Here is a 14422-nt window from a genome sequence, read left to right as displayed (position 1 = left end):
ATTTTTATTGAACATAAATTATAGTTAATCTTAAAAAATAAAGATAATTGTTTTGCAAATAAATCACTTAAACATAATATTCATCACAAAATATTAAAAATAGCTGTCACTTTTAAGCAATTTTTTTACTGATATGACCTGAATTGTCAGCCATCAAAAAACCTAGCCGAAGCTAGGTTTTCTGAAAATTAAAAGGACAGGCAATATTAGCTAACTTTCATTTTCTCGAAGATTAAATCACCCGCTTCGGCCTGGACCAGAATCGTATCACCCGGCTGGAATTCCCCTGCAAGGATTTTTTGAGCCAGGCCATTTTCAATACGTTGCTGGATCGCACGTTTTAACGGACGCGCACCATACAGCGGATCGAAACCGGCATCAATTAACTGATCGAAAGCACTGTCATCTACCGACAGACGCATATCACGCTCTGCCAGGCGCTGACGCAAGCGATTCAACTGGATATCGGCAATACCGCGAATCTGGTCTTTTTCCAGCGCATGGAAGACCACCAGTTCATCAATACGGTTAATAAACTCCGGACGGAAATGTTCCGAGACCGCATTCATCACTACTGTACGAACTTCATCACGTGTTGCATTAACGCCCAGTTCACGCACATCCTGCGAACCCAGGTTCGACGTCATAACGATCACGCTGTTTTTAAAGTCCACTACCCGGCCTTGCGAGTCAGTTAAACGACCATCATCCAGCACCTGTAGCAAGATGTTAAACACATCCGGATGCGCTTTTTCGACTTCATCGAACAAGATCACGCTATAGGGTTTACGACGTACCGCTTCCGTCAGCACCCCGCCTTCTTCATAACCCACATAGCCCGGAGGCGCACCGACCAAACGGCTCACCGAATGTTTTTCCATGAATTCAGACATATCAATACGAATCATGGCATCGTCACTATCAAACAAGAAGTTGGCTAATGCTTTGGTCAATTCTGTTTTACCCACACCCGTTGGACCCAGGAACAGGAACGAGCCACTTGGACGGTTCGGGTCTGACAGACCTGCACGTGAACGGCGTACCGCATTCGATACTGCCACCACGGCTTCTTCTTGCCCCACCACACGGTTATGCAGGAACTCTTCCATATGCAGCAGTTTGTCACGTTCACCTTGCAACATTTTCGCCACAGGAATACCGGTGGCCGCACTGACCACCTCGGCAATTTCATTGTCGGTGACTTTGTCACGCAGCAGTTTCGGTGCTTCACTTTCTTCAGCTGCTTCAATACGTTCTAGCTGTTTTTGTAACTCTGGAATGACGCCATATTGATACCGTGCTGCTTCAGCCAGATCACCTTCACGTTGCGCCTTGTCCAGTGCAATACGGGCCTGATCCAGTTTGACTTGAATGTCTTTATTACCAGCAACCAAGGCTTTGTCGGCACGCCAGATTTCTTCTAGGTCCTGATACTCTTTTTCAACCGTGGCGATCTGGTCAGACAGATATTGAATCTCAGCTTTGGCACCTGAGTCTTCATCTTTTTTCACCGCTTCCAGCTGCATTTTTAACTGAATCAGACGGCGCTCCAGTTTATCCAAAGCTTCTGGTTTGGAATCGAGTTCCATTTTAATGCGTGATGCTGCTTCATCAATCAGGTCGATGGCTTTATCCGGCAACTGGCGATCGGTGATATAACGATGTGACATTTTCGCTGCAGCAATAATCGCAGAGTCCAGAATCTGTACCCCGTGATGCGTTGCATAGCGGTCTTTCAGACCACGCAGAATCGCAATGGTGTCTTCCACACTCGGTTCATCCACCAAGACTTTCTGGAAACGACGCTCGAGCGCTGCATCTTTTTCAATATACTGACGATATTCATCCAGCGTAGTCGCACCGACACAGCGCAGCTCGCCACGTGCCAGCGCCGGTTTCAGCATGTTACCGGCGTCCATCGCACCATCACCCTTACCGGCACCCACCAAGGTATGCAGCTCGTCGATAAACAGGATGATTTCGCCTTCATGTTTGGCAATATCTTTCAGAACGGCTTTTAAGCGTTCTTCAAACTCACCACGGTATTTGGCACCGGCCAGCAAAGAACCCAGATCAAGTGATAAAACACGTTTACCTTTGAGTCCTTCAGGCACTTCACCATTGATAATCCGCTGCGCCAGACCTTCGACGATTGCAGTTTTACCGACCCCTGGCTCACCGATGAGTACCGGGTTATTTTTGGTACGGCGTGATAAGACCTGAATGGTACGGCGGATTTCATCATCACGGCCAATCACAGGATCAAGCTTGCCTGCCAACGCACGTTCAGTTAAATCAATGGTGTACTTATTCAGTGAATCACGCTGATCTTCATGATTATTGCTCATGACTTTTTCATCGCCTCGAAATTGATTAATGATCTGGCCTAAGGTTTCTGCCTTTAGGCCAACACTGTTTAATAAGGTTTTTGTGTTACCTGTTTCTGCCAGCGCCAACAGTACCCAATCTGTAGATAGAAACTCATCTCCGGCTTTTTGCGCGAAGCTGTCTGCCAAATGTAATACTTTTGCCGCTTCAGGGCTGAGATTGATATCCGCGGAGGGATTGCTCAGGGTTGCTGCATTACTTAGGGCCGTTTGCAGCTTGGTTTGCAATTCACGCAGATTGGCGCCGGCCTGCTGCAGCAAGCTGACATTGGATGCTTCATCCATCAAGGTGGCCAGAATATGAATCCCATCAATCGAGCTATGGTCTTTAGTCATGGCCAATGATTGTGCATCGGAAAGGGTTTGCTGCAGGCGATTGGTAAATTTTTCAAAACGCATTCTTGTTATTCCTCACAACAAATTTTCTACTTGATGGATATATGGGTGCACTTGATAAAATTTCAAATCATTTTTATATATTTTTCAAAAACTTAATATAAACATTTAGACAGTCTTTAATAATAATATTGGTGTAATCAAATCATATTTCAAGTGAGGTTAGAAGAATTTTTAAGGTGAAGATAAACAATTCATATTTTATTTAATTTACTCTGCTATTTTTCAGCTTAGTAGAGAATAGAGAGATATTTTTAGTACGGTTGCAACCTTCCTAGTAATCGCAATACTTCACTCAAACCATGTTCTATTTGCATCAAGGATCTTGGCGTTTGATGATTCAAAAGCTTGTTAGGTGAATTGATAAAATGGCGCATCCAGCTCAAGTCTCCACCATGCAAGCTAAATAACTTTTGATAGATATTTACTAAAGCTATAGCTTTTTCGCCTGCTGTAGTATCTGGTTCTAATTCTTTTTCATTTATAACCAGAGATAATTCCGCCTCAGATAAACCCAGAATCAATGCAAGTTCGAATTCTTTCAGTTGCAACTGCTCAGCTAAGTTGAATACTGCTATAGCTAATACTTGGGATTTAGAAATACCTGTTTCACTATTCATTTTTATCAAATCATCTTGATGCGTCTTATTTCGATTATGCTGCTTTTATTGTTTTCCGGCCATGTTGTTTATCATCAAATTTAATTTCTCATAAAATTAAAACACCCTCGCTTGGAGGGTGCTTTAAAATAACAACACCATGATTATGGTGCCGGATTTGGCTGCTGACGGTGAATTGCCTCAATACCTTTCAGTATTTCCTCAGACAGATCAATTTCAAATGCCTGAATATTTTCTTTTAACTGATCCAGATTGGTGGCCCCAATAATAGTACTGGTTACAAAGAACTGCTGTTTGATAAAGGCCAAAGCCAATTGCGTCAAAGTCAGACCATGCTGCTCGGCCAGTTGTGCATATTGTTCGGTCGCCCATTCACTTTCCGGATTGCTATAGCGGCTAAAGCGCGAATATAAAGTAACCCGAGCATTGGCAGGACGCGCACCATGACGGAATTTACCGGTCAGATAACCAAATGCCAAAGGTGAATAAGCCAACAGGCCTACACCTTCGTATTTGGCAATTTCTGACATGCCCATTTCATAAGTACGATTCAATAAGCTATAGGGATTTTGCACACTGACAAACTTAGATAAACCAAGTTTTTCAGCCAGATGTAAAAATTTCATGGTGCCCCATGGGGTTTCATTGGACAGGCCGATATAACGAATGCGGCCTTTTTGAATCTCTTGATGTAAAGCGGTTAAGGTTTCTTCCAGATCTGTTACTGCACGATCTTCTGCCGCTTCTGCATTACCATAGCCCAGCTTGCCAAAGAAATTGGTTGGACGTTGCGGCCAGTGCAGCTGATATAAATCGATATAATCGGTTTGCAGACGTGCCAAGGACTGGTCAATCGCTGATGCAATTTCATCTGCAACGAAACGGGTTCTGCCATCCCGGATATGACTGCCGCCTTGTGAAGGACCGGCAATTTTTGAGGCCAGAAAAAGTTGGTCACGGCCACCGCGAGAGGCAATCCAGTTACCAATCATACGCTCGGTTGCACCCTGGGTTTCAGGTTTCGGCGGAACCGGATACATTTCCGCAGTATCCCAGAAATACATTCCCTGATCCAAAGCATAATCCAGTTGCTGAAAAGCCTCTTCCTGTGTGTTTTGCTCACCAAATGTCATGGTGCCCAAACAAATTTCCGGCAAAAGAATGCCTGTATCTGCCAATGGTCTGAACTGCATAAAAAAATATCCTTAAAATTTATCGGTCGTTTATTGCGATCACATGCGCTATAGCCTATGGGAATGATAAGGGAACTTAAATTATCTTTTCTAAAAAGCTTGTGCCAAATTGTTATGTTCGAATGGATTTGTGCTTTTAAAGTAGAGATAAAAAAAGCAAATCAGAAGATTTGCTTTTTTTATTTTTGACTTATTCGTCTTCGAGCTCACCGGCACTGACCGTTTCTGGCTCCTCCAGAGAAACATCGAAAATCAGAATGGCTTTACCATCGGTTTCAATCATGCCCTGTTCTTCAAGTGTCTTCAGTACACGGCCGACCATTTCGCGGGAACAACCGACAATACGGCCAATCTCCTGACGGGTAATACGAATCTGACGGCCATTTGGCAAGATCATTGCTTCCGGCTGTGAAGACAAGTCGATCAGGCAACGTGCAATACGGCCTGAAACATCAATGAATGCCAGATCAGTCACTTTACGTGTGGTATTTTTCAGACGGCGTACCAGCTGAGCAAATACTGCATAGCTCAGATCAGGATATTGCTTGCTGATTTCATGAAAATTTTCATAGGTGATTTCAGCAATTTCACACACATCACGTGTACGAACTTCTGCAGTACGTTGTGGATTTACCTCAAATAAACCCATTTCCCCAAAAAAGTCACCTGGATTTAAATATGCCACGACAATCTCACGATCATCATCTTCACGAAGAATGATGGATACAGACCCCTTCAAAATCAAATACAAAGATTTAGATTCTGATCCTGCATCAATGATCGTAGTACGTTTTGGATAACGATTAATATATGCACGTTTTAACAGTGCTTTCACGGATTCTGGTAATTGCCCCGGAGAAAGCGCATCTGTGCTTAATTGTGAAAAGTTTGAAGTCATGCTTACGGTTCCGAATATGGATAATGTATAGATCGCACAAGACCTAATGTGAACTTGTCACACAGTGGGATTGAAATTCCGTATCAACCCAATTTATGTTAGTGTACAGTTACTTGACAAATTTATAGCTTTTTTTAGGTAGTTGCAATGCAAACAAGCGTTCATTGGTTAGAGAATGTTGCTTTTGAAGCAAAAACTCAAAGTGGTCACACCATCATTATGGATGGTTCAGCGGAATATGGTGGTGAAAACCGTGGTCCCCGTCCAATGGAACTGCTTTTAACCGGTCTGGGTGGCTGTGCATCTTTTGATATTGTGACCATTTTGAAGAAAGCCCGTCAGGATATTAGCGATGTACGTTGTGAGTTAAAGGCTGAACGTGCGGATACAATTCCGGCAGTTTTCACGAAAATTCACTTACATTTTGTCGTGACAGGCAAAGCCATTAAAGAGAAACAGGTGGCAAAAGCCGTAGAACTTTCTGCAGAAAAGTATTGCTCTGCCAGCAAAATGCTTTCGGATGGCGGCGTTGAAATTACCCATGATTATGAAATTATCGAAGCAGAATAAACTTGCAATCTTCTAAAAATAGCAGCCTGAATGGCTGCTTTTTTATCCCAACAAATTGCCGGGAAAAATTTCTGAAGACTCTATCTGATTAAGTCCCTTGAACCAGGTAATGGGTGCCATCTTCAAAGATCAGAATATTGTCTGGAAATCTTAAAGCGCCCAGCCGGTTACGAAATGCCACTTGCTGCTGACGATCGAGATATCGTTTACCCACTGAATAATCCACACAAAATACATTTTGTTGCTGTCCATACCATTGCAGCGCATCGATCGATTTAAATAGGCCGGCCTTTTCTTCAGTAGTGTTAAAGTTTCGCCAATAATGCCCAGTAATCACTGGAATTTGATCGGTATAGCTGTCCCACCATGGCAAACGATCGATCATGCGCCATCGGCCACCGGCGTAAATGGGTTGCACCGCGATCTGTTCTGCACCTGAAGTGATGACCCGAATTGGATTATGCATCTGCTCACGCAGCTCTTTTTCTGCGAGGTGTTGCAATAAAGGTAAAGTTGCAGCTGGGTCTTTGAACTGGTGTTGGTATTGTTGCTGTTCATTCTGTATTAATTCATTAATACCTAAGGCTTGCAAATCCAGCGCTGTATGCTCAACGAATTTAGCATAGGCTTCTCTGAGCGAATTGAAATGAGAATCACGTAATCGATCAATGGATTGCTGATGCCAGCAGGCATGTACCACACGCAGCTGCTCAGACTCGAGCGCCACCGGCAAGCGATTTAAAAAATCCAGAATCCACTTATGGTCTGTGGCTGAAGCCTGTATGGAATCAAAAGGTTTCAGATCATCCTGATGCGGTGAACCAAAAAACCAGCCATTGCCTTCCCGAAAAGTATCGGTCAACAGGTTCAATTCATGATTGCCAATGACACATTGTGCATAGCCTTCATCTACTAGCTGTTTGACCCGCTTGATCACCGCGACACTATCCTGCCCCCGATCACACAGATCACCAACAAAAATCAGTTTACGCTGTTCAGGATGACGACCGTGCCGGTCATAACCCAATACATGAATCAGTTGTTCCAGTGCTGCAATCTCGCCATGAATATCCCCAACGATATCCACGGGGCCAGTGAAAGCCTGTTGTATAAATGAATATTTCACTTATGCATCCTGAGTTAAAATGAAGCCAGATGAACATCCTTGGAGTATGCTTTAATTTTTTTTAGATCGGAATACAGAACACTAGATACTTTAAATAGTTCAGTTAAAATATGTCAGGTTTAAATAAAGATTTTTTATAAAATATATTTTATCTTGATTTTAAAATGACCTAAAAAATACCAGCCATAATCCTTATATGCTTTAAGAGCTTAGTCCTGCTATTTTTGTATTTTCTGAGTGCGGGCTGGACTTTATGAAACAATCAAATTTATTACATTAAAATTAAGTCATAAAAAAAGCCCATTCTTTGAATGGACTTTTTTGAATTTTGGTAGGTATATCCAGACTCGAACTGGAGACCTCTACGATGTCAACGTAGCGCTCTAACCAACTGAGCTATACACCTAGAATGCATGGCATATTATAAATTTTTCTGACTGAAGACAAGTCTTTTCATTTGATTTCCAAACTATCAGCACAAGTTTTAAGCAAATACTTGAACTTTTTCAATTCTTGATCAGTAAGTTCTGCTCCTGAATAAAGATACTTTTCAAAAAGCCGGATTGCTTCTATAAATATAGACTGATTTTCAATCTTAACCTGTTGGGATAAACGCTGCATCCAGTGATGAAAAGTTTCAGCAGGCTGTTTTTTGAGATCGTCAGCTAAAGATTGATTCAACTGTTGGATAGCACGATCAAATGGAGATTGAGCCTGTCGGGCTTTTAGATAAATTCTGAGTCCATAGGCTAGAATCAGTAGTGCAATACTGCCGAGCAAAACTACAATACTCGAATAAGCCGAACTGAGACCTAATTTTGATAGCCAGTTCTGTTGCGATTCTGCATTATAACCCACTACCTTGCTTTGCCACTGGTAGCTGGCATAATCGCTCCAGACCCGCATCTTGGTCATCCACTGATTATTCTGCGATGTCCAGGTCGAATTATTTGACCAGACTCTTTCATCTTGAGACAGCAGGTTTTGCATTCCGCCATCTATACGTTGCGGCGCAATCATGGCGGTCGGATCAAAGCGCTGCCATTTCTGATCTAACCAGACTTCTGTCCAGGCATGAGCATCCAGTTGCCGGACCTCCCAACTCTTACGATCCGGTGCCAGTTCTCCACCCTGATAACCAGTCACCACACGTGCAGGAATCCCGACATAACGCATCAGCATGACGAAACTCGATGCATAATGCTCACAAAACCCTTGCCGCGAATTAAATAGAAATTCATCAATCCGGTTTTGTCCCAACTGGCCCGGTTTCAGGGTATAAACAAAGTTATTCTGCTGATACCAGTTCAGAACGTTCTGCACATAACGGCGTGGATCTTCAGCACTTTGCGTATATAGGCGTTGTGCCAGCTGCTGCGCTCGAGGATCCAATCTGCGCTGTACCTGGCTATTGATTCGCGCGAGATATTGACCTACAGCCTGAGGATCATATTGTGTCCCAATCCACTGCAGCGGAATCGGTTCAACGCGTTGCGTGAGTCGTCGCGGTACAATACTCCAGTCCTGACGGTTATAATAACGGCGCTCTACAGGTATCGATTTTTCCAGCCCCATGATCCAGAACACCGAAGGATCCGCAGCCAGATATTGATAGTTCCATCCAACCGGCACTGGCGAGCTATCCATGGGCTGTCGCATTAAAGGTTGCTGATTGACGAAACTGCTGGTCCAGCGTTGACCATCATATTCATCCAGTACCAAGGCGCGCCAATACAGCTCTGAACGCGGTGGGAGTTTGCTGACATCACCGATAATCCGGAAAGCCAATGCACTAGACTGCGATAATTCAGCAATATCACCAGGCGACATGCTGTCGCTAATACCGGTCACGCCTTTATTTTCTGGGATGGGAATATGCCAAAGTGGTGGCAAACGCGGGAAGGAAATAAACAGCAGCAGGAAAAATGGAATGGCGTACAGGATAAACTTCGCTACATGCTTGGCATCCTGTTGTAATGCTGCACGCTGGGTGGTCTGCTCCTGCTCAAACTCGCTGGTCTGAATCCGGTACAGGCCAATCAGACAGCTGATTAAACACAGCACAATCACGATCGCCATGCCAAATGACTGACTGTATAAAAATGAACTGGCAGCGACAAATAGGGCAAAATTAAACAAAATAATTAAGTCACGCCTGTTTTTACTTTCCAGGGATTTGGCAAATAAAAATGTCGATAAAACTGCCACTCCAGCTTCAACACCAATAAAGCTCTGATAACTTAAATAAATACTGCCCAGTGCCAAAACTGTGAGCAAGAAGGTGCCAATTTTAGGAAATGGCTGCTGACGTTTCAGATAAATCCAGATACACAGAATACTGATGGCGAAAATAATGCTGAGTAAAACCGGAATAAATGCCATTTGGGCGATGAGAATCAGGCTCAAGGTCAGTACAATCGAAGTACGGATTTTTGCATTGATCATTGCTTTATCTGCCTTAGGCCTGTGCCAATAACTGTTTGGCTTTACGCAGTTGCGCTTCACCTGCACCCTGTGGCAATTCGGCTTGGGGCAAATGCAGTGCATAAGCACATTGTTGTTGCTCGCATTGCTCGATCAGTCCCATCATAAATTCAAGTTTTTCTTCATGTGATTGCGTCGGCATATGTTCATAATGAATCTCGATACTGTGTTCATCCTGATACTGCTCAAAAACCTTGACATATAAGCCCTGTCCTCGGGCAAACTGCTTCCAGGATACCGACTGCAAGGAATCGCCAGTCTGGTAATTTCGCAGTTCGCGAAATTCATCCATATCTGGTTCAAAGCGGTTCAGATGGTATCTATTTTCTGCGCTAAAAACTTCTGCTTTGGGCGCAACCCAGGCAGTATGCTGATGATAAAGATAAGTCCAGGCCCGAACCAATCCAAAAGGATAAACCGAATATATTTGAATGACGGGATAATCAAATTTACCGCGTTGCTCTGCATAAAATGGCAGGATAAACTGCTGCTTCTGTGCATTCAGATAAACTTTGTGTAGCTGATTTCCAGCTTTAATATACAAATAATGTGGTCGAACTTGCTGCTGCTGAAAATACATTTGCAGATTCAGACTGTGTCCGACCTGCCCCACTTCATCCGCGATTAATTCAATCTTCAAGCCATGCAGCTGCTTAAACGTCAGATAAAAACTGATACACAGCACAGCACTGATTAAAAAGCAGAAACCTAAAATCAGATTGTTGGCATAATTCACCCCTGCCACAAAGGTGATCAAGATCAACACCAGATACAGATAGCCCTGCTGATAAATAAATACCAAGACGTCTTTCTGCGAGAGCTGTTTCTGCTGTGAAAATTGAAAGCGTTTGGCCAGCCATTCTTGCCAGGTTTTATCCAAGAGAGGACTCCTTTAGCTGACCGCAACCTGTTGCATGACATTCAAAGTTTCAGCTTCACTCAAACCCAGACGATGTGAAGTCACCGCCACAAATACGGCCTGTACGTCATCCGCTGTGACAAAGGCACGTTGCTGAATCAGCGCATGCGCTTGTGCTGCACGCTTGAGTGCCAATAAACCACGGGTGGACAGGCCATGACGGTTCTTGCGGGTTTCTTCCGCCAGATCCAGCAGATATTCCTGAATCGCTTCACTCATAAAGACCTGATGCGCCAGACTTTGCAGATCCAGAATTTCATCTTCAGTAAAAATATGCGCCAGACTGGCAATCAGGGCAAAACGGGATTCCTGCTGTAATAACAGCTTCTCGGCATGACGCGATGGATAACCCAAAGACAAACGCATCAGAAAACGATCCAGCTGCGATTCCGGCAAGGCATAAGTGCCGCTTTGAAACAGTGGGTTCTGTGTGGCAATCACCCAGAATGGTTTTGGCAAGGCATAGCGTACGCCATCAATGGTGGCATAACCCTCTTCCATGGCTTCAAGTAAGGCACTCTGGGTTTTGGGGCTACAACGGTTAATTTCATCTGCCAGTAAAATCTGGGTGAAAATCGGGCCTTGTTTAAACTCGAACTGATGTTCTTTCTGGTTAAACATATTAATACCGATGACATCGCTGGCCAGCATATCGTTGGTAAATTGAATCCGCTGGAACTTCAACCCTGCCAGATGTGCCAGACTACTCGCCAATGTGGTTTTCCCCAGACCCGGTAAATCCTCAAATAGAACATGACCACCTGCAATCAGACAGCACAGCGCCAACTTAGTCTGGGCCTGCTTGTCCAGTACGATGGCATTGACCTCTTCAAAAAAATGCTGGATCTTGGGCGCATAACTTGCAATCTTTTGTTCAAGCACAGTATTGAGATGTGCAGTATCGTTATTTTCCTTTTCTTTCATGCCCCAGATCACACTAATTTTCCTAATAAAACACGGTCTAGGATTAACATACACTGAAATTTTAATTTCCCCAAAAGATCAATTCTCTATCTGTGTAACTGAATGAGAATACCCGCGACAAAATGGCAAAAATTCAAATAAAAATAGGTGGGTTTTATCAAGTACGGAGAAAATGGCAACATAGAAAACAGGCAAAAAAACCGGTTCAAGAAGAAATCATTTTTTCTTCGAGTGCGAGTATTAATACCTCGTATACATTTTATTTATGATAGTTAAAACACCATACTTAAAAGGTATGCAGATTTATTTTTATCCTGGATTTGAATCAAGAATATTCTGAAACAACTGAGTGAATGAAATGAGAGGTCATTCGCTCGGCCATTTTTAAGACCGATATTTAGGCATAAAAAAGCGCCCCGAAAGGCGCTTGTTTTACTCAATGATTAACACGGACACTTTTTCATCCCGCCGCCTGCCGATGGATAACGCGAATCCACACAGTGACGATAAAATGTTTTCGGGTCCATCGCTTCCAGGTCTGGATGATGCTTGCGCATATGCTCCACATAGGTCTGGTAATCTGGCACCCCAACCATCAGGCGGAAACTTTGCTGCAAGCGTTGCCACAAGGTCGCAATACGTGACCAGTTTTTCGGATTCAGAATCAAATCCTTTTGTGACATCACGGTCATTTTGATGATTTTATAAATCATGGTTTTTCCGCTTTTGGCAAATTTCAGATTCATAATATTCCCCTTAATGACCTTTCGCTGGCTGAATCTCTTCAGGATCGCGATAAATCGCTTCTGCTTCATGCACAGATGGCTCAGGATTGGCCAAGGCACGACGGATCACCCGAATCGCGGCAAACAACATGACAAAGGCCACAATCATAAAGAAAGCACAGAGTGCAGCATTGATCTGGTTTGACATCGCCACAGTTTGCATTTCTGCCACGGTTTTCGCTGGCGCCAAGATTTCATTATTGGCAATCGCCGTATTGAAACGATCAGCTTGTGCAAGGAAACCAATCTTTGGATTTTCGTGGAAAATCTTCTGCCAGCCTGCTGTCATGGAAGTGATGAACAGGAACACTGTCGGGATAATCGTGACCCAGACATATTTCTGTTTTTTCATCTTGAACAGAATGACGGTACCAAGAATGAGCGCCATCGCAGCCAAAATCTGGTTACCGATACCAAACAGCGGCCATAAGCTGTTAATCCCACCGAGTGGATCGACAACGCCCTGATAGACGAAGAAGCCCCAGCCTGCCACTGCAACCGCAGTACCCAACAGGTTTCCGAAGAAATTATGTGATTGTTTTACCGCAGGAATCACAATACCCACAGTATCCTGCACCATGAAACGACAGGCACGCGTACCTGCATCAACAGCAGTCAGAATGAATAATGCTTCAAACAGAATCGCAAAGTGATACCAGAACGCCATCATTTCACGGCTATTGAAAATTTCCGTAATGATATGTGCCATACCAATTGCAAAAGTTGGCGCACCACCAGTACGTGACAGAATCGAGTTTTCACCCACTTCCTGTGCCAGTAGAGTCAAGGCTTCAGGCGTTACCACAAAACCAAGGGTTCGCACTGCTTCTGCTGCACTTTCGGCTGTAGTACCGAGTAATGCGGCTGGTGAGTTAATGGCAAAGTAAATTCCCGGATCCAGAACTGCGGCACAGATCAAAGCCATGATCGCCACAAAAGATTCCATCAACATACCGCCATAACCGATCACACGGATATCGCGTTCGTTATTGACCAGTTTCGGTGTCGTTCCCGAAGATACCAAGGCATGGAAACCGGAAATCGCACCACAGGCAATGGTAATAAACAGGAATGGGAACATCGAACCTGCGAATACAGGGCCAGTACCATCCACGAATTTAGTAATCGCTGGCAGTTTCATTTCAGGCATGGCAAACAGGATACCCACGGCTAAACCTGCAATCACGCCAATTTTCAGGAAGGTTGACAGATAATCACGTGGGGCAAGCAATAGCCAGACTGGCAGTACCGACGCAATGAAACCATAAATGATCAGCGCCCAGGTGAGTTCAGTGCCAGAAAGCGTAAAGAACGGACCCCAATATGGATGTTGTGCGATGTTTTCACCATAGATAATGCCCAGCATCATCAACACAAAACCGATAATCGAGACTTCAGCAATTTTACCCGGACGAATAAAACGCATATAGATGCCCATAAAAATCGCAATCGGAATGGTGGCTGCAATACTGAATACACCCCATGGGCTGTTGGTCAGGGCTTTAACCACCACCAATGCCAATACCGCCAGAATGATGATCATCACGCCTAAGGCACCAAGCATCACGATAATACCGGCAAAAGTCCCCAGTTCCTGCTTGGCCATCTCACCGAGTGATCGACCGTCACGACGGGTGGAAATAAACAGTACCAGAAAATCTTGGACTGCACCTGCCAGTACCACGCCGACCAGTAGCCAGATCGTGCCCGGCAGATAACCCATCTGCGCTGCCAGGATCGGACCGACTAAAGGACCTGCACCGGCAATTGCTGCAAAGTGATGGCCAAACAGAACGCTTTTATTGGTCGGCACATAGTCCAGACCATCGGCCAGACGATGCGCAGGCGTTAAACGGCGTTCATTCAGCTCAAATACTTTGGTGGCGATAAACAAACTGTAGAAACGGTAAGCAATGCTATAGACACAGGCGGCGGCAAGTACCAGCCAGACTGCATTGACATGCTCACCCCGACTCAGTGCCAGCACTCCAAAAGAGACTGCACCCACAATGGCTACCAAAAGCCAAATCAATTTCGAAGTCAGCGTCGACTTCTTTTGTAAAGTTTCCATTCAATCCCTCATATTGTGATGCATACAAATCAGCGTGATTGTTGTTGTT

Annotated in this window: 11 protein-coding genes and 1 tRNA gene; 1 reads left to right on the top strand and 11 read right to left on the bottom strand. The window is 44.2% G+C overall.

Translation table 11 applies throughout. The features are described 5' to 3' along the window. Positions 1-206 precede the first annotated feature (206 nt). The 4 genes from clpB to crp form a co-directional block, all read right to left on the bottom strand. A complete protein-coding gene (gene clpB, locus FTU87_RS00530) occupies positions 207-2786 on the bottom strand; it encodes an ATP-dependent chaperone ClpB (RefSeq protein WP_005096526.1) in 2580 nt (859 codons plus the stop codon). A 251-nt stretch (positions 2787-3037) separates the two neighbouring features. Then, positions 3038-3403: an MbcA/ParS/Xre antitoxin family protein gene (locus FTU87_RS00525; RefSeq protein WP_180096477.1), complete on the bottom strand. Its 366-nt coding sequence runs from the start codon at positions 3401-3403 to the stop codon at positions 3038-3040. A 143-nt stretch (positions 3404-3546) separates the two neighbouring features. After that, complete coding sequence (locus FTU87_RS00520; protein ID WP_180096476.1) at positions 3547-4596, bottom strand: NADP(H)-dependent aldo-keto reductase; 1050 nt, start codon at positions 4594-4596, stop codon at positions 3547-3549. 190 nt (positions 4597-4786) lie between these two features. Further along, entirely contained in the window at positions 4787-5494 is a 708-nt protein-coding gene (gene crp, locus FTU87_RS00515; protein WP_005171629.1) for a cAMP-activated global transcriptional regulator CRP, read from the bottom strand. 147 nt (positions 5495-5641) lie between these two features. Between crp and FTU87_RS00510 the strand changes: the two genes are divergently transcribed. After that, positions 5642-6064, top strand: a complete 423-nt coding sequence (locus tag FTU87_RS00510; protein WP_005171632.1) for an OsmC family protein — start codon at positions 5642-5644, stop codon at positions 6062-6064. Between the two features lie 88 nt (positions 6065-6152). Here FTU87_RS00510 and FTU87_RS00505 read toward each other — a convergent pair whose 3' ends face one another. The 7 genes from FTU87_RS00505 to FTU87_RS00475 all read right to left on the bottom strand — a co-directional run bounded on the left by FTU87_RS00505 (position 6153) and on the right by FTU87_RS00475 (position 14373). After that, the gene (locus FTU87_RS00505; RefSeq protein ID WP_180096475.1) at positions 6153-7190 is read right to left on the bottom strand and encodes a metallophosphoesterase; all 1038 of its coding nucleotides are present in this window, start codon (positions 7188-7190) and stop codon (positions 6153-6155) included. Positions 7191-7519: 329 nt separating this feature from the next. Continuing rightward, positions 7520-7596 (bottom strand) — tRNA-Val (locus FTU87_RS00500). Positions 7597-7643: 47 nt separating this feature from the next. Then, a complete protein-coding gene (locus tag FTU87_RS00495; RefSeq protein ID WP_180096474.1) occupies positions 7644-9635 on the bottom strand; it encodes a DUF3488 and transglutaminase-like domain-containing protein in 1992 nt (663 codons plus the stop codon). A gap of 13 nt (positions 9636-9648) precedes the next feature. After that, entirely contained in the window at positions 9649-10554 is a 906-nt protein-coding gene (locus FTU87_RS00490; protein ID WP_005171639.1) for a DUF58 domain-containing protein, read from the bottom strand. 12 nt (positions 10555-10566) lie between these two features. Then, complete coding sequence (locus tag FTU87_RS00485) at positions 10567-11529, bottom strand: AAA family ATPase (RefSeq protein WP_180096473.1); 963 nt, start codon at positions 11527-11529, stop codon at positions 10567-10569. 431 nt (positions 11530-11960) lie between these two features. Continuing rightward, positions 11961-12266 carry a YbdD/YjiX family protein gene (locus tag FTU87_RS00480; RefSeq protein WP_180096655.1) on the bottom strand — a complete coding sequence of 102 codons (306 nt, stop codon included), beginning with the start codon at positions 12264-12266 and terminating at the stop codon, positions 11961-11963. Between the two features lie 7 nt (positions 12267-12273). Continuing rightward, positions 12274-14373 (bottom strand): carbon starvation CstA family protein, encoded by a 2100-nt coding sequence (locus FTU87_RS00475; protein WP_180096472.1) that lies wholly within the window; start codon positions 14371-14373, stop codon positions 12274-12276. Between the last annotated feature and the right edge of the window lie 49 nt (positions 14374-14422).

The organism is Acinetobacter sp. YH12156 (assembly GCF_013418235.1).
GTDB lineage: Bacteria > Pseudomonadota > Gammaproteobacteria > Pseudomonadales > Moraxellaceae > Acinetobacter > Acinetobacter pseudolwoffii.
Note: the sequence above shows the minus strand (reverse complement) of the source record. Positions and strands in the feature narration are given on the sequence as shown.